Origin of the sequence: Methylacidimicrobium sp. B4 (assembly GCF_017310545.1) — a bacterium.
In the GTDB taxonomy this organism is placed as follows: Bacteria; Verrucomicrobiota; Verrucomicrobiia; order Methylacidiphilales; family Methylacidiphilaceae; genus Methylacidimicrobium.
Map to the genome: position 1 here is coordinate 2,071,965 of NZ_CP066203.1, position 15,804 is coordinate 2,087,768.

The following is a 15,804-nucleotide window of genomic DNA, read 5'->3' on the forward strand; positions in this document are numbered from 1 at the left end:
TTGCCTGTAGTTTTCAGGGAACGGCTGTCGCCAGGCGTCTGCGAAGCGGCAATGACCGGCAGAGGCCTGGTGATCGTAGAGACGTGGAACCACCCGTTCCCATCCCGAACACGGAAGTGAAACGCGTCATCGCCGATGGTAGTGCGCCGGTAGGGCGTGCGAGAGTAGGTCATTGCCAGGTTCGCCCCCCTTCCGCTCCTCGGAGTGGAAGGGGGGCTTTTTGCTTGGGAAGCGACCGGGCGGGCTTGGCCTGCGGTGCGTTCGGGTGTCGGGAAGCCGGCTGCCCGGTAGGCTGGGCGGGAGGCGGAGGGATCGGCGGTAGGGAACCGCTGGCGGTCAGTCGTCCTCGGGGCGGCGGGTGGCAGGGGCATCCCCGATCGAGGGTGAGGAAGAAGGGCCGAGGGGGCGGCGAGCGAGGACGATATTGTACGCGTTGCCGAAGACGAATGCCTTCGAAGTGCTCCAAATGATCCGTTCCAGGTGGACCATTGTGCGCATCCGGAGCCGAAACTTCCAGAGCAGGAGGCGGCGGATGAAGCTCCAGGTCAGGCCCCAGGCCCAAAACGGGAGTTGGCGGTAGCGGATCGGGGCGAACCCGAGTTGGCGCATCTTGAGGACAAGGAGATTGGCGCCGAAGAAGTTGTAGTGCCAATTCTCAAAGAACGCCGTAACGTTTCGGTAGTCCTGCTCTCGGCGACAACCATCCAGGGACCCGGGAGAGAGAATCAAGAGTCGGCCTCCCGGCTTGAGCAGTCGCCAGCAGCGCGCCAGCCAGGCATCCAGATCCTTCGTATACCCGATCGATTCCAAAGAGTAGATGGCGTCGAAGGTGCATTCCGGGAGGCTCAGGTCGTCGAAGTCGGCGACGGTCGCCTTTACACGCCCCTCGAAGCTCTTGGATTTCCGTCGGCAGATCTCCGCTTGCACAGGAGAGTTGGTGACGCAGAGCACTTCGATGGCGCAACGACCGGCAAGGTAGCGGGCGGCCGCGCCCGAACCGCATCCTAGGTCCAGGAGGCGCATTCCGGGCTCCGGCTCCAGGAGGGTGTAGACGGCCTGGTAAGGAGGCGCGAAGATCGTGGGAGGAAAGACGCAGGTGCAGTAGTTCTCGTTCTCGCCGAGATAGAGACGAAAGACATCGTCGTAGGTGCGATTCTGATCGTCGTGCTGGAGAAGGTTGTCGAGCCTGGGTGTCCACTCGACCAGCTGCCGCCGTTCGAACTCGTTGAGCTCATGGCCGATCTCTTCGGCGCTCTTGAGGTGAGTGACGAGAAGGAAGAGTAGGCAATGGAACAGGGTATAGGCGGCAAAGAGCGCAGCGACGAGTCCGGCGGCCAGCAGCACGATTGAAACGGGGGTCACGGCTGTTGGGCGTTCGGAGCATTGGAGGCTTGGGCGGAGGGGGGCTGCGGGGCAGCGAGAGTCGTGGCTTGGTTCGGAACCGACGTAGACCGGGGCTTGCCGCCGGAAAGGGAGGCCTTGGGCTTCTCGGGGAGGTATTTTGCTACCCACCAGCGGGATTGCCCGCCTTGCGTGGCCGAAAGGACGGCTGCGGCGGGACCGACGAACGTAATGGCCGGGCCACTGGCCAGGGCACCGAGCATGAGGGCGTTCTGGGTGGCCGCGGCGGCGCCGGCGGTTACTCCACCGGCGGTGGCTCCGTAGTCTTGATAGGTGAGGATCGCATCCCCATGCATCCTTTTGGCCGCCTTGGCGACGTCCTGGAGGAGATCTCCTTTGCGGAGCGCGCTTCGGCGATCGTGAATGACGCCGATGATCTGATAAGGGCGAGGTGGCTGGCCGTCACTCCAGAGATCGATTCCGTTCACCTTGCGGAGAACGGCTCCCTTCCCCACCATCCTGGTGCCATTCTCCACAGGGATGTACGTCGTGTTGGCGCAAGCGGTCAGGAAGACAAGGCAGGGGAGGAAACAAAGAGCATGGCCGGCGGAAGCCCTGATCCACGCCAGAAAGGCTTTCATAAGGAGTTGAGAGGCATCGTCGTCATCTCGCTTTCATTGTACCCGACTTTGCGCCTCTTGGCAGGTAGCGGATCACCCACCAGCGGGATTGGCCGGTTCCAGCCGAAGAGAGGCCTCCGGCGGCCGCCCCGCCGTATGCGGCACTCGTAGCGATTCCCGTGCCGAATTGGGACGAGTTACCCATGTTGCCCGATGCGCCGCTCACCGCGGCCACTCCGGCGCTCGAGGTCGCTGCGTAACCTTGGTATTCGAGGATGCCCTGTCCGCCCATTTGTTTTGCCTTTCTGGTGACATCCTTGAGGATCGAGTCGCGGAAGAAGCCGCTTCGGCTGTCGTAGACGACCCCAATCACCTCGTACTTGCGAGGAGGGGTGCCGTCGCTCCAGACGTCGATCCCGTTGACGATCCGTCGGGCCGCAATGCCCTTCCCTTGCTGTTCGTTGGCGCCAACGAAGGGATAATATCGCGTCTGCGTGCATGCACCAAGGAGGAGGACACCGCTGGCCGCGAGAAGGGAGCGGACGTAGGTTAGGCGAATCGGTGGGTTTCGGGGAGTGGCTCGTGGATGAGGTCTCATTTGTTCTTGTCGTCTCCCCGTTGAGCCTTTCGGCCGGAGCCAACGGGTGCTGGCGCACGAAGGCGCTCCAGGGATAGTCGAGAGGGAACGCCCTGTCAACCGGAGGATGAACCCAGAAGTAGATCTATAGGGCCGGAAGGAGGTTGCCCGGGGGAGAACGCGTGTCGGCAGCGGCTCCCTATGGGGCCGCTGCGTTCGTGCTCATCGGTCCGGGCGTAGGCTGCGGTGTGGCGGAAGATGGCGTCTTCGAGGAGGCCGTGTTGTCGTCAGCCTTCTCCGGGAGATACTTGGCGGCCCACCAGCGCGAGGTGCCCCCTTGGGCGGCACCGAGGGCGATGACGGCCGGTCCGGCGACGAGCAGGCCCGGGCCGGTTGCTGCGACGAGCGAGCCTACCCAGATCATGTTGCCCGCGGCCGCACCGGCTGCGGCAGTGGCGCCTCCCATCTGCAAGGAGTAGTCGTGATATTCGAGGATCGCGTCCGCCCCCATCTTCTTCGCCACCTTGGCCAGATCGTCTTGCAATGTGCTCTTCCGGAGGCCGCTTCGGTTGTCGTGGATGACGCCGACGATCTGGTAAGGTCGGGGAGGGAGGCCATCGGTCCAGAAGTCGATGCCTTTGACCCGATGGAGACTGGCTCCCTTGCCGACGGTGCGGGCTCCCCCTTGGTAAGGAATATAGGTCGTGGTCGCGCAAGCGGTGAAGAAGAGCGGGAGAAGCAGGCAGCCGGGGCAGAGGAGATGCCGGACGTTCATGAATGATGGGCTGATCCTGGGTCCTGATCCTTTGCCGGGCGGACTTTCGGCGGCTTCGTCTCGCTGGAAGAAGAAGCTTGGTAACGAAAGACCCACCAGCGGGAAGCGCCCGCCCATCCTCCTCCGAGTCCTGCCGAGGCGGGCCCTGCGAAGGCGAGCCAGGAGGAAGCGGTCGGGCCGTATGCTTGCGGCAGCTGGTCGGCATTGCTGCCGAAGCCGCTGGCGGAAGCGGCGAAGGAGCTCATGGCGGTCGAGTAGGCTTTGTACTCGATGACGCCCTGAGCCCCCATCTTCTTTGCCTTCTTGACCACGTCCTTGAGGAGTGCGGCATGCAGGACGCCGCTCCGATGATCGTGGATCACGCCCACGATCGTGTAGCGGCGGGTCGGGAGGCCATCGCTCCAGACCTCGATCCCGTCGATTACCCGCTCGCCGCCCCCTCCTTTGCCCAACTGCGTGTTCGCCCCGACGTAGGGATAGTAGTGGGTCTGGGCGCAGCCTCCCAGCAAGACAAGGGCCGCCGCGCGCAGAAGGGCATGGATCGGGAAGAGGCGGGCGGACTGGCAGTGCGGCTTGAGCGTCACGTTAACGGGGACCCCCTTCTGCCCTACGCAGCGATCTCGGCTTTTCATGCAACAAGGAAGAGGCGGTGGGAGGTCTTATATCGTTCAGAAAGAGTAAAGAATACTCGCACCCCCTCTGTCAACTACCTTGGCCTGCGGCCCGAAAACGGGAAAAAAGTGGCAATCCGTCAAAGAATCTCTTTGCCAACGCCGATCCACGGAGTGAACTAACCAGATGCATCGGGAAGGACGGAGAAACGATGAGTAAGGTGCCCGTTACGGTTGCGTATGGGGATGGGATCGGCCCGGAGATCATGGCGGCGACGCTGGCGGTTCTGGAGGCGGCGGGTGCCGAGCTGGAGCTGGAGACGATCGAGATCGGAAAGGAGGTCTACCTCCGGGGGAACTCGAGCGGGATTGAGACGAAATCTTGGGAGAGCTTGCAGCGGACCAAGGTCTTCTTGAAAGCGCCGATCACGACACCGCAGGGTGGAGGATACAAGAGCCTCAATGTCACGGTGCGAAAGGCGCTGGGACTTTACGCCAATATCCGTCCCTGCATGTCCTATGTCCCCTTCGTAGAAAGCAAGCATCCCGGCCTGGATGTCGTGATCGTCCGGGAGAACGAGGAGGATCTTTATGGCGGGATCGAGCACCGGCAGAGCGTCGACTCCTTCCAGTGCCTCAAGATCATGACGCGACCGGGGACCGAGCGGCTCATCCGCTATGCGTTCGAGTACGCCCGCTCCTACCGGAGGAAGAAGGTCACCTGCTTCACGAAGGACAACATCATGAAGCTGACCGACGGGATGTTCCACAGGGTCTTCGAGGAAGTCGGCGCGCAATATCCCGAGATCGAGAAAGAGCATTGGATCGTGGACATCGGGGCGGCCAAGCTTGCCGATACTCCGCAGATCTTCGACCTCGTCGTCGTCCCGAATCTCTATGGCGACATTCTGTCGGATGTCGTCGCCCAGATCGCCGGTTCCGTTGGGCTGGCGGGCTCCTCCAACATCGGCGCCCGATACGCCATGTTCGAGGCGATCCATGGCTCCGCTCCTCGTCGAGCCGGGCAAAACCTGGCGAATCCCTCCGGGCTTCTCCTGGCGGCGGTGCAAATGCTCCTCCACATCGGGCAGCGAGGCGTGGCCGAGCGGGTGCACAACGCCTGGTTGCGCACGCTTGAGGAAGGAGTCCATACCTACGATATTTTTCGTGCCGGGAAGAGCCGCCAAAAGGTGGGCACCAGGGAGTTCGGGTTGGCGGTGATCGCCAATCTCGGAGCAGTGCCGGAGACGCTCGCTCCGGTCCAATACGGGGAGGACGGGCTCAACCCTCGATCCGATTTTCCCTACCACCGTCCCGAAGAAAGAAAGGTCCTGGTCGGCGTCGACATCTTCGCCGAGTTTTCGGGAAGAGTCGAGGAGCTGGCTGCGGCGCTCCGGGAGGTCGGCCGCCAAGCAGTGGCGCTTGAGTCGATCGCAAACCGCGGAATGAGCGTCTGGCCTTTCGGGCTGGGCGAAACGCTGCTTGCGGGACCCTTCCAGTGCCGGCTTCTGGCCAAGGACCGGTCCTTGGGGCTTTCGCAGCGGGCGATCGTCGAGCTTCTCGGGTCGGTCGAGGCCGCGGGAATTGAGTTCACAAAGGCAGAGCTCCTGTATACGTTTAACGGCGCCGAAGGGTTTTCCCGAAGCCAAGGAGCCTAGCCCGTCGGATTTTGCCCGGTGGTGTAACGGTAGCACAGAGGTCTTTGGAGCCTTTAGTCATGGTTCGAATCCATGCCGGGCAGGGGGGAAAGCGCCTTCCCTGGATAGGAGGGCGGTAGTGCGGAAATCAGGTCCTGTTTCACCCTGCTCGCACAAGGGGGATGCTTCGTGTTCAAGCCGGAGGCGAAAAGCGGGTTTCGCTCGGGGAGCTGTCTTTATGGATCGCTAACGAATTCGGGGCCATCGGGCTGTATTTGCGCTCTCTTGCCTTCTCTCGCTCTCGTTCTGGTTCTTCAGGGATTCTCTTCCCTCAGGGCCGATCCCGTCTTTTACCCGGGGGTCGAGGTTGCCGCCCAAGATCTCGTCGAAGGAATGAACGAGGAGGATCCCGGTAAAGACTGGCTTGGCCGTTGGCGCCGGATGACGATCGAGACGCGCGAAAAGCAGACGCACTGGTTGACGCCGCTCGTCACGGAAACCCCTCGCTTGGAGCAGCGTATCCGCTATGACGTCTACGACGAAACCTTGCCGAACGGAAACAAGAAGTGGAATTTCGGGGCCGGCAAGGGAGTCAACTTCATCATCGCTCCGACGATGGAGGCGGCAGTGGCTTTACCGCAGTATCTCTACTATCCGGGAGCCGGAGGCCTGGACGGATTCCGGGGAGAAAGCTTCATGATCAAGAATCGCATCATGGCTTCTCCGGAGGGCCAGAAGAACTACGTCTTTTCCGTCATGCTCGAATCGCTTACGCCGACCGGGACGCTGCCGGGAGCCGCCGAGCATTGGATCTGGACGCCAATTGTGACCTTTGGCAAAGGCTGGGGAAACTTCGACTTTATGGTGAACCTGGGGACCTCCTGGGCCGACGCGGACAACAAGCAACTGGGCACTCCGCTCGTCTGGGGCTTGGCCTTGCAGTATCGGTTCGGAGTGATCTGCCCCACGATTGAGTTGAATTCGCACCCATCGATAAGCCAATTCTTTTTTTTCGGCCAGCCGGGACTCTTCCTGACCCCCGAGCTCTTGATCGGGCGCTTCCACTTCCGCGATAACTACTCGCTCTATTTCGGCTTTGGCTACCAGATGGCGCTCGATGCCGCGACGGTGGAGGAGCAGTATGCGAATGCGCTCGTCGTCAAGTTCCATCTTCTCTTTTGAGAGACGACAGGTGCCCACAAGACTTTGCTCACAACTTCGGCCCACCCCTCGGGTTTAACGTTAGGAAAGGGCTTGTGCTGGATGCACGGGTCACCTGGGGGCTTTCGAAGTCGGCGGTCCTGGATCCTCGAATCGAAAAGAACTTGCCAAGTTGGCGTGCGAATTGCTTATCGGAGTCTGCCTTTGCTCAACCGCCGGATGCTCGCCTTCCCTCCTTCATGAGCCTGCGAGGATCCCATCTCTTCCGACAGGCTAGCATGTCGGCTCAGGGCAACCGCTCCGCGGCCTCACTCCGCCTTGTGCTTCTGGTTGTGGGTTGGATTCTTGCCCTTTATTCGCGGTCCGCTCACGCCGATCCGATTTTCTATCCAGGCGAGGAGATCGCGGCGCAAGACCTGGTGGAAAGCATGAATGACCAGCCTCCCGGCCCAAGCTGGTTCGAGCAGTGGTACCACATGACTGCAGCGACCAAGCAGCGCCAGGCGAACTGGATGACTCCCCTGGTTACGACGACCGCGCGGCTCGAGCAGCGGATTCGGTACGACGTCTACGACGAGACGAAGGGAAACGGGAACAAGGAGTACAATTTCGGGAGCGGCAAGGGCGTGAGCCTCATTGTGACTCCCACCGACGAATTCACCTTTTCTCTCCCGAACTATATCGACGAACCCGGGGTGCCGAGCGCGACGGGATTTCAGGGTGAAGTGCTCCAACTCCGGCATCGACTCATGGCCTCTCCGGAAAACCAGAAGAACTACGTCTTTTCGGTCCAGCTTGCCGCGCTCACTCCGACGGGGTTGATTCCGGATAAGCAGAACCACTGGGTCTGGACGCCAATGATCCTTTTCGGAAAGGGATGGGGCAATTTCACCTTCATGATCAATCTCGGCACCCAGTGGGCCGACGGAGACAATCAGCAGCTTTCCGCTCCGATTATCTGGAATGCGGCGTTCGAATACCGGTTCGGCTATCTCACTCCCTGCGTGGAGCTGAACAGCCAACCGAGCGTCACCCGCTTCCTGGCCTTCGGGTCGCCGGGACTCTTCGTCACGCCGGAGCTTTTGATCGGCCGCTTCCCGATGACCGAGGAGCTTCGCTACTACTTTGGAATCGGCTACCAGATTGCTCTCGATCACGCTACGATCGAGTCGAAGTATGCGAACGCCCTCATCGCGAAGTTCCATATTCTTTTTTAAGGGGAGGATGAGGGACGAATGAGGAGGCTCCTCCGGCTGGGATCCATTGCTCTCGGGCTGGCTTTTTTGGGCCTGCCGCACTCCTCGGCTGGCCCTTCGCCTCGCGCAACGGTGGAAGCATGCCTGGAAAACAGCGACCTGGTCGGCGCCGGGGAGGCGACACGGGAGTGGGTGCGGGCACAACCGGATGCCGCAGCATCCTGGAAGAAGCTCGGCTGGTTCGAGCTCATGGAGAATCGCCTTCCGGAAGCGCGCACCCATCTTCATCAGGCGCTTCGGCTCGACCCGTCGGATCGGGAGACCAAGGCGCTCCTCTCCCTTGCCTGGTATCGGACGGGAGAGCTGAGCCAGTCCTCGGCAGATCTCGACGCTCTCGGCCTCGATGCGCTGGCCGAGCTCGTTGCAACGCTTGAGCCCGGAGCCTATACGGTGAGCGGAGCGACTTCGGTCCGGATCGGCCTGCTCCCGGGCTCCTTGCGGCCGAAGTTCCCGGTGCGGGTCAACGGAAAGGAGGCCCAATTCTACCTCGACACCCGCGGTGGGATGAGCGCCATCAACGACACTGTGGCGCGCGCGGCGAAGGTCGAGCGGCAGCGGAGCAACTTCCTTCAGTTCTGGTTCTGGGCCGCCGGGAAATGGACGGTCAAGAATCGTTTCGGGCGGATGGAAAGGCTTGATTTAGGACCGATGCAAGTCGGACGGGTTCCCGTGCTCTTGCCGAACTGGAAGGGGTTGGTGGACGGCTTGCTCGGGACCGATTTCCTTTCCCATTTCCAGACGGTGGTCGATTACCCGCGGAAGGAGCTCCTTCTCCGCAAAGCCGAGCCGGGATCAGCAAAAGATCCGCGTCCGGAGAAAGGCTACGAGGATGGGCGGATCGTCCTCCCCTTCTTTTGGACGCCCGGAGGGCAGATCGTGCTGCAAGGACAGGTCAATGGCAGGGACGTGATCTTTCTATTGGATACCGTCGCCGCCGGGAGGCCGATTACGCTCTCCCGGAGATTGATCCACCGGGCCCACCTTCCCGCGCACGGCGGCTACATCATCAGCCTTCGGCGAGCGGGTCTTTTTCCCCGGGTTTATACGGAGTTCCGGGAATTGCAGATCGGACCGATCGTGCAGAGCGATCAGAAGGCGGACATCGGCACGATGTACGACTTTCCGCCCTCCATCGATCATATGCAGGGGTTTCCGATCGATGGCATCCTGGGGAATGCCTTCTTCCAGTCCTATCGGCTAACCTTGGATTTCCATCGCATGCGTGTCATGCTCGAGCCCTCGAAGCGTATTGGAGCGATGCAGGACCGGGTGCGCACCGCGAACCCGGTTGCGGAGCGGTAGCTCGGAATCGAGAGGCGGAGGAGGATGGAGCGGGAGGGAGCGTCCCAAGGGCGCCGTGGCCCATGGAGGACGAGCACCTGGAAGTGGACGGCGCGAGCGGCGGTTTCTGCGATCCTCCTTGGATGGATCGCCACGCGGGTGGATTGGCGACAGATCGGCAAGCTGGCGGCATCGGCGAGACCAAGCTGGCTCGGGATGGCCGTCCTCTTTGCCGGGCTGTCGACGCCCATCACTTCGGTTCGCTGGCGCATCCTGCTTCAGGTGTTGGAGCTCCCCCTTTCCTTTGGGCAGGCGCTGGCGTTGGGGTTCGTTGGAAAGTTCTTCAACGCGATCCTGCCGGGTTCGACCAGCGGCGATTTCGTCCGGATCTACTATGCGACGCGCGCTTTCCCAGGAAAGGGAGCCATGGCCGGATTCTCGGTCCTCTACGATCGCTTTCTCGAAGGGGTCGTGCTTCTCGTGCTGGGCTCGCTGCTCGCGGCAGCCTTTTATCCGCAACTGGCCGCCCGTGCGGTGCTTCGGAATGCGGCCCTCGCGCTCTTTCTCTTGACGCTCGCTACCTTGGCCCTGGTCCCCATTCTCCTCCACTACCTTGCGCGCGGACGGCTCCGGCTTCCGGGCCTTGGGAAGACGGCAGCGCGCTTCGAAAAAGCGTTGCAAGAGATCCTGACGGCGGTTCAGCTCTATCGGAAGGCCGCGCGGGCCAATTCGATCGCCGCCGGGCTCTCAGTCCTGGCGCACGGGAGCTCTGCGGCCTTGCTCTGGGCGCTCATGCAGGCCCTCCGCCTGGAGCTGCCGTTCTGGCTCCTGGTGACGACGATGGTCGTCGTGAATGTGGCGGTCGCACTACCGGTCAGCATTTCGGGACTGGGGATTCGGGAAGGGGCGCTTCTCTACCTTCTCGGCTCCTTCGGAGTGAGCCGAGAAGAGGCGGTGGCCTTCTCCCTGCTCCTGTTTGCCGTGGGGCTCGTCTGGAGCCTGGTCGGCGGAATCGTCTATCTCTATTATCGAGCGAACCCCGCGGACGCGGAATGTGGGAGAAGGCACAATCGGTAAGCTTTTTTGGGTGTTAGGGTTTGCCATGGTCCTGGCCGGTTGCTCACCGAAGGAGCCGCAGAGCGAGCCTGTGATTGGGCTGATCACCGATTTCGGGCTACGCGACCCCTACGTGGCGGAGGTGAAGGGGGTCATCTATTCGATCCATCCGAGCGCCCGGGTCGTGGATCTGCTCCATGAGGTCGAGCCCTTCCAGATCTGGCAGGCGGCTTATCTGGTCGAGGAGTCTGCACGGGAGTTCCCGAAGGGGTCGATTTTTCTTGCCGTAGTGGATCCGGGCGTGGGAACCGTGCGGCCGCCGATCCTGCTCGAGACTCGCTCGGGCAAGTTTTTTTTTGCGCCCGATAACGGGATCCTCTCGCTCGTGGTCGAGCGGGAAGGGATGCGGCGGGCCTGGAAGCTCGACAAGCCCGCGTTTTATCGAGCGGGAACGCCTTCGCGCACCTTTCACGGGAGGGACATCTTCGGGCCGGGAGCCGCCCACTTGGCTGCCGGCGTCGATCCGGAGCAACTCGGCTCCCGAATCGAGAAGATGGAGTCCCTCAACCTGACGCCGGCTGGCGTTCTCGGCCAGGGCGTTCAGGGACAGGTGATTTCGATCGACCGTTTCGGCAATGTGATTACCAATATTCCTCGCGATCTCTCTTCCCGCTTGCAGGAAGGGATCCTGCTGCGGATCTCCGTCGGGGATCAGACGATTCGCGCACCCCTTGTCGGGACCTACGCGGACATTCCGTCCGGAAAGCTGGGAGCTCTGTTCAACAGCTCGGGCTACCTCGAGCTCGTCATGAACAAGAGCTCGGCGGCCCGCCTGATCCAGATCACGGAAGGAGCCCGGATCCTGGTGCGGCCGTAGATGCCGCGGCCCGCTCGCCCGCCACGCTTGTGCCGCACGGGAGACCCTGCTATCTTCCCCATGCTCATGGCTCAGATAAGAAATATCGCGATCATCGCGCACGTCGATCACGGAAAGACGACTCTCGTCGATCAGCTCCTCCGGCAGTCCGGTACGTTCCGAAGCAATCAGGCGGTAGCCGAACGGGTCATGGACTCGATGGACTTGGAAAAGGAGAAGGGAATCACGATCCGGGCCAAGAACGCCTCCTTCCATTACAAGGACTATAAGATCAATCTGGTCGATACGCCCGGCCATGCCGATTTCGGAGGCGAGGTGGAGCGAAGCCTTCGCATGGTGGACGGGGTTCTCTTGCTCGTCGACGCGGTGGAGGGACCGCAGGCGCAGACGAAGTTCGTTCTCAAGAAGGCGCTGGCCGCCGGTCTTTCCCCGATCGTTCTTCTCAACAAGGTCGATCGGGAGAACGCCAGGCCCGACGAAATTCTTGATCAGGTGTTCGAGCTCTTCCTGGAGCTCGAGGCGACCGACGAGCAGCTCGACTTCCCCGCTCTCTACGCGTCAGGCAAGGCGGGCTTTGCCTGTCGCGAATGGCGCGGCGTGGAGGAGGCGCAAAAGCTCGGGATGGAGCCGCTGTTTGAAACGATCCTGGAGAAAGTCCCCCCTCCGAAGACCGATGCCACCGCTCACTTCTCGCTCCTGGTCGCCAATCTCGATTACAGCGACTACCTCGGGCAGCTCTCCATCGGGAAGGTCTACGGAGGACGAATCCGGGTGGGAGATCCCGTGGTCTGCCTTCCGCGAGAAGGAGACCCGCGCAAGGCGCGCGTGACCCAGCTCCTCGGCTATCATGGCCTGCAGCGCCAGGAACTCGAGGAGGCGATCGCCGGAGATATCGTTGCCGTGGCCGGGCTCGAAGAGGTGGAAATCGGCGACACTCTCTGCGACCAGGAGGATCGGCAGCCACTGCCGCGGATCGAGGTCGATCCGCCCACGGTCCGGATGCGCCTGCTCGTCAACAACTCTCCTCTGTCGGGTCGCGAAGGGAAGTTTCTCACGGCTCGACATCTTCGGGATCGGCTCCTTCGAGAAATCCGCACCAATGTGGGGCTGCAGGTGGGAGACAATGGCACGGGCTCCTTCGAAGTCAGCGGCCGAGGCGAGATGCAGATCGCGGTCCTCGTGGAGCAGATGCGGCGGGAGGGCTTCGAGCTCATGGTCTCGCGGCCCGAGGTGATCTACCGAAAGGACGAGACGGGCCGCGTCCTGGAGCCGCTCGAGACGCTTTACGTCGATCTGCCTCAGGCCTCGTTGGGTTCTCTCCTGGAATCCCTGGCTCGACGCGGGGCGGAGGTGGAAAACATGCGCCATCTGCGGGATACGGTTTTCGTGGAAGCCGTGATTCCGACGCGCGGGCTGCTCGGCTTCGAGACCGAGCTGGTCAACTTGACCCGAGGAGAGGGGATCGCGAGCCATCTCTTTCGCGAGTACGGCCTCAAGAGAGGGGAGATCATTCTTCGAGGGAACGGTGTCCTGGTTTCGATGGAGAAGGGAACGACGACCTCGTTCGCCCTGGAGAACCTCCAGGAGCGGGGGTTGCTCTTCGTGGGCCCTGGGGAAGAGGTCTACGAGGGGATGATCGTTGGGGAGAATGCGCGGCCCGACGACCTGCTGGTGAATCCCTGCAAGGCCAAGCACCTGACCAACATGCGCTCCCAGGGAGATGGCAAGGGAATCCTGTTGGAGGCGCCGCGGAGCCTGAGCCTGGAGCAGGCGATCGAGTACATTGGTCCCGACGAGTATGTCGAGGTGACTCCGAGCAAGCTTCGGCTGCGCAAGAAGATCCTGAGCGCAATCGAGAGGCGGAGAGCCGAAGCCACGGCGAGCGCGTCGTAGCGCTCTCTCGCCGGCTCGCCCCGGAGAGGAGCATGGAAGCCGTGATCGTGGTCGACATGCTCATCGACTTCGTTCGAGGAAAGCTCTCCACAGGTCGGGAGAGGTCGGTGATCGAGCCGCTGGCGCGGCTCCTTTCCGCCGCACGGAAGGCTGGAAGACCCGTGGTCTATGTGGGCGATGCGCATCTTCCCCATGATTTCGAGATGCGGGTTTGGGGAGAGCACGCGATGCGGGGAAGCGATGGAGCCCGCATCGTCGCGGAGCTCGCTCCGGAACGGGACGATTACCTTCTCGAGAAGCGGAGCTACAGCGCTTTCTTCGAGACTGGGCTCGATTCGCTGCTCCGTTCACGGGGAGTGGATGCGGTCGTCCTGACGGGGCTCCACACGCATATCTGCATCCGCCACTCCGCCGCCGATGCATTTTTCCGGGGGTACCGGATCGTCGTCCCGATCGATTGCGTGACCGCTTTTACGGAGGCAGAACAGGGGTCAGGCCTGGAGTACCTCCATCGCATCTACGGGGCGGAGTTGACCACCGGCGCTCAGTGGGCACAACGTCTTGGTTCCGGACCGGATGCGCACCCGTCTCCTTGAGGCCGGAGCTGAGGCCGAAGCCTCGGCTATTTCCAGAAGAGCACGAGAAGCCCCAGGAGCAGGGGCAGATAGGCGATCGAGGCGAAGAAGAGGGCGCGTGCCGTGGCCCGATCGGGTCCGTTGTGGAACCGAATCGCCGTCCAGAGGAAGAGGGATCCAAGCACCGTCGCTCCCAGGGAGTAGGGAAGGGAGGTCGTTCCCGCCGCCATCGGCCAGAGACTGACGAGAAGGAGAACCGAGGTAAAAAAGACTGTCTGGGAGGTGAGCTTTCGTCCAGTCGCATCGACTACGACGAGCATCCGGAAGCCAGCCCGTTCGTAGTCGTTGCGGTAGAGCCAGGCGATGGCAAAGAAATGGGGCATTTGCCAGAGAAAGAGCAGGGCGAGGAGGAAAAGGGCGGTCTCGTCCACGGCATTCTTGGCGCTCACATATCCGATGACCGGAGGCAGCCCACCCGAGATCGCACCCACCCAGGTGTTCCACGGGCTGAGCAGCTTGAGCGGGGTGTAGACGCAAACGTAGGTTGCCAGGGTGGCGGCGGCAACCAGCGCGGCAAGGAAGTTCGTGAACAGGGCGAGATAGGCGACCCCGGCGGCGGCGGAAGCCACGGCGGCTCCCGCCGCATGAAGTCCGTCGACGCGGCCCGCAGCAATCGGACGATTCCGGGTTCGAGCCATCTGTGCGTCCTGACGGCGCTCGATCACCTCGTTGAGAACGGCCGCGGCGGCTGCCACGAGTGCCGTCCCCACAACCGCGTGGAGCGCCCGGAGGCCGTCGATCGGATGGCCAGATCCGAGGCAATAGCCGATCAAGGTCGTCAGGAGGACGAGGAGGGTCAGCCGGAACTTGATCAGCTCCGAAACCTCCTGCCACCAGCGAATCGGAGCCGGCAGCATCCGCGGCGCCGATACGGCGAGAGCTTGCCGCGCGTCGGACGGAAGCGAAGGAGAAGCCGGATTATGGACGACGTCTTTCACCGGAACCCAGGCGAAGCCTCTAGACCGGGCATTCCTTTCCTGTACCGCCGATCGGGCTCTTTCGACCGGCAAGAGCCTCCTTGCTGGCGAGCCAGCGATGGCGATAGGCGATTCCCGTGCCCAGGACCGCGAGAAGGAAGAGGCCGGCACCCAGCAGGACGTGAAGCGAGGTCGGCACGACCGATTTTCCGCTCCAGATCACGAACGCACCGAGTGCGACTTGCACGACGGTGAGAGCCAGGAACCAGGCCATCGTTCGGCGGAGCGCGCCTGGCCGATCCTTGCCGGCGACGCCGGAAGCGATCGCCAGGGCGAAGAGGAAGATCAGGAGCGCCAACCCGCGATGGACCAGCTGCAAGTGAATCTGGAAAAGCGAGGTGGGCGCGATGCTTCGCGCCATTCGCTGCGCGTTGATTTGCGCGAGGTCGGCCTCGGTGATGTGCGGCCAGAGATGGCCGTAGGCGGTCGGGAAATCGGGGATGGAGAGCCAGGCATGTGCATGGCGCATAGCGGCGGCGACGAGGAGCTGCAGGTAGAGAAGCAGGCAGAGGCTCAGCAGGGCGCCGGGAATCCAGGAGGGCAGGTGCGAAGAGGCGGATTTCCGGGGAAAGTTCCCGCCGCCGGGATGCCACAGTGGGGCCGAGGTCGCGAGCCAGATGACCGCGACCAGAGCGAGAAAGCCCTGAGCGAGGGCGGCATGAAGAATGCCCAGTCGATCAGCTACCCAGACGACACGGAGTCCTCCCACTACGCCTTGCAGGACGACCAGAAGCAGGGCAGACGCCCCCGCCCACCGGAGCCACGACCGGCCTTCCCGCAGCCAGATCCAACCAACCAGCACGATCGTAAGCAAGCCGACCGCCGACGCGGCCAAGCGATGGCTATGCTCGTAGAGCACGCCCCCCGCCCAGCGAGCGAAGGGGAGGGAGAACATGTTGTAGCCGAAGCTGGTCGGCCAATCGGGAACCGACATCCCCGACTCGGTGCTCGTCACGAGCGCCCCGACGCCGATCAGCACAAGCGTCGCGACGACCAGAACACCGGCAAACCAGTGAAGGGCTTGAGAGGGGGAAAGACGTTGCGTTTCCAAGGAAAGCAATCCTTACCCCTTCTACCTACTCCGATTCTTTGGTAGCTGTCACGCCC

General features: G+C 62.3%; 15 protein-coding genes, 1 tRNA gene and 1 rRNA gene. 10 read left to right on the plus strand and 7 right to left on the minus strand.

Annotated elements, in window-relative coordinates:
* Positions 1-65: 65 nt before the first annotated feature.
* A 5S ribosomal RNA gene (rrf, locus tag MacB4_RS09735) occupies positions 66-181 on the plus strand.
* A gap of 155 nt (positions 182-336) precedes the next feature.
* On the opposite strand, the gene MacB4_RS09740 is transcribed toward rrf, so the two are convergent.
* From MacB4_RS09740 to MacB4_RS09760, 5 genes are all read right to left on the minus strand, one after another.
* Entirely contained in the window at positions 337-1,362 is a 1,026-nt protein-coding gene (locus MacB4_RS09740) for a methyltransferase domain-containing protein (protein ID WP_206863634.1), read from the minus strand.
* Positions 1,359-1,982 (minus strand): hypothetical protein, encoded by a 624-nt coding sequence (locus MacB4_RS09745; RefSeq protein WP_206863635.1) that lies wholly within the window; start codon positions 1,980-1,982, stop codon positions 1,359-1,361. The genes MacB4_RS09740 and MacB4_RS09745 overlap by 4 nt, the downstream gene beginning before the upstream one ends.
* Positions 1,983-2,004: 22 nt before the next feature.
* Complete coding sequence (locus MacB4_RS09750) at positions 2,005-2,559, minus strand: hypothetical protein (RefSeq protein ID WP_206863636.1); 555 nt, start codon at positions 2,557-2,559, stop codon at positions 2,005-2,007.
* 178 nt (positions 2,560-2,737) lie between these two features.
* On the minus strand, positions 2,738-3,313 hold the full coding sequence (locus tag MacB4_RS09755) for a hypothetical protein (RefSeq protein WP_242529223.1): 576 nt from the start codon (positions 3,311-3,313) through the stop codon (positions 2,738-2,740).
* Entirely contained in the window at positions 3,310-3,945 is a 636-nt protein-coding gene (locus MacB4_RS09760; RefSeq protein WP_242529224.1) for a hypothetical protein, read from the minus strand. Before MacB4_RS09760 ends, MacB4_RS09755 begins: the two co-directional genes overlap by 4 nt.
* 191 nt (positions 3,946-4,136) lie before the next feature.
* On the opposite strand from MacB4_RS09760, the gene MacB4_RS09765 reads away from it, so the two are divergent.
* The 9 genes from MacB4_RS09765 (at position 4,137) to MacB4_RS09805 (ending at position 13,681) form a co-directional block, all read left to right on the plus strand.
* On the plus strand, positions 4,137-5,582 hold the full coding sequence (locus MacB4_RS09765; protein ID WP_206863637.1) for an NADP-dependent isocitrate dehydrogenase: 1,446 nt from the start codon (positions 4,137-4,139) through the stop codon (positions 5,580-5,582).
* A gap of 12 nt (positions 5,583-5,594) precedes the next feature.
* Positions 5,595-5,665 (plus strand) — tRNA-Gln (locus MacB4_RS09770).
* Positions 5,666-5,846: 181 nt separating this feature from the next.
* Positions 5,847-6,743, plus strand: coding sequence for a hypothetical protein (locus MacB4_RS09775; RefSeq protein WP_242529225.1), 897 nt, complete (start codon positions 5,847-5,849; stop codon positions 6,741-6,743).
* A 218-nt stretch (positions 6,744-6,961) separates the two neighbouring features.
* Positions 6,962-7,939 (plus strand): hypothetical protein, encoded by a 978-nt coding sequence (locus tag MacB4_RS09780; RefSeq protein ID WP_242529226.1) that lies wholly within the window; start codon positions 6,962-6,964, stop codon positions 7,937-7,939.
* Positions 7,940-7,957: 18 nt separating this feature from the next.
* Positions 7,958-9,280 (plus strand): aspartyl protease family protein, encoded by a 1,323-nt coding sequence (locus tag MacB4_RS09785; RefSeq protein ID WP_206863638.1) that lies wholly within the window; start codon positions 7,958-7,960, stop codon positions 9,278-9,280.
* Positions 9,281-9,304: 24 nt separating this feature from the next.
* Positions 9,305-10,336 (plus strand): lysylphosphatidylglycerol synthase transmembrane domain-containing protein, encoded by a 1,032-nt coding sequence (locus MacB4_RS09790; protein ID WP_206863639.1) that lies wholly within the window; start codon positions 9,305-9,307, stop codon positions 10,334-10,336.
* A 10-nt stretch (positions 10,337-10,346) separates the two neighbouring features.
* The gene (locus MacB4_RS09795) at positions 10,347-11,192 is read left to right on the plus strand and encodes an S-adenosyl-l-methionine hydroxide adenosyltransferase family protein (protein WP_206863640.1); all 846 of its coding nucleotides are present in this window, start codon (positions 10,347-10,349) and stop codon (positions 11,190-11,192) included.
* Between the two features lie 66 nt (positions 11,193-11,258).
* Positions 11,259-13,085 (plus strand): translational GTPase TypA, encoded by a 1,827-nt coding sequence (typA, locus tag MacB4_RS09800; RefSeq protein ID WP_206863641.1) that lies wholly within the window; start codon positions 11,259-11,261, stop codon positions 13,083-13,085.
* A 32-nt stretch (positions 13,086-13,117) separates the two neighbouring features.
* Entirely contained in the window at positions 13,118-13,681 is a 564-nt protein-coding gene (locus MacB4_RS09805; RefSeq protein ID WP_206863642.1) for a cysteine hydrolase family protein, read from the plus strand.
* Between the two features lie 26 nt (positions 13,682-13,707).
* Here MacB4_RS09805 and cyoE read toward each other — a convergent pair whose 3' ends face one another.
* Both cyoE and MacB4_RS09815 read right to left on the minus strand, forming a co-directional pair.
* Positions 13,708-14,658, minus strand: coding sequence for a heme o synthase (gene cyoE / locus MacB4_RS09810; RefSeq protein WP_242529227.1), 951 nt, complete (start codon positions 14,656-14,658; stop codon positions 13,708-13,710).
* 19 nt (positions 14,659-14,677) lie between these two features.
* Positions 14,678-15,748 (minus strand): heme A synthase, encoded by a 1,071-nt coding sequence (locus MacB4_RS09815; RefSeq protein ID WP_242529228.1) that lies wholly within the window; start codon positions 15,746-15,748, stop codon positions 14,678-14,680.
* Positions 15,749-15,804: the final 56 nt, after the last annotated feature.

Bases quoted from the DNA above. Each gene is read 5' to 3' on its own strand.
- MacB4_RS09750 (WP_206863636.1), bottom strand. From the start codon at position 2,559: ATGAGACCTCATCCACGAGCCACTCCCCGAAACCCACCGATTCGCCTA.
- MacB4_RS09780 (WP_242529226.1), top strand. From the start codon at position 6,962: ATGAGCCTGCGAGGATCCCATCTCTTCCGACAGGCTAGCATGTCGGCT.
- MacB4_RS09790 (WP_206863639.1), top strand. From the start codon at position 9,305: ATGGAGCGGGAGGGAGCGTCCCAAGGGCGCCGTGGCCCATGGAGGACG.
- MacB4_RS09785 (WP_206863638.1), top strand. From the start codon at position 7,958: ATGAGGAGGCTCCTCCGGCTGGGATCCATTGCTCTCGGGCTGGCTTTT.
- MacB4_RS09745 (WP_206863635.1), bottom strand. From the start codon at position 1,982: ATGAAAGCCTTTCTGGCGTGGATCAGGGCTTCCGCCGGCCATGCTCTT.
- MacB4_RS09760 (WP_242529224.1), bottom strand. From the start codon at position 3,945: ATGAAAAGCCGAGATCGCTGCGTAGGGCAGAAGGGGGTCCCCGTTAAC.
- MacB4_RS09755 (WP_242529223.1), bottom strand. From the start codon at position 3,313: ATGAACGTCCGGCATCTCCTCTGCCCCGGCTGCCTGCTTCTCCCGCTC.
- MacB4_RS09805 (WP_206863642.1), top strand. From the start codon at position 13,118: ATGGAAGCCGTGATCGTGGTCGACATGCTCATCGACTTCGTTCGAGGA.
- typA (WP_206863641.1), top strand. From the start codon at position 11,259: ATGGCTCAGATAAGAAATATCGCGATCATCGCGCACGTCGATCACGGA.
- MacB4_RS09765 (WP_206863637.1), top strand. From the start codon at position 4,137: ATGAGTAAGGTGCCCGTTACGGTTGCGTATGGGGATGGGATCGGCCCG.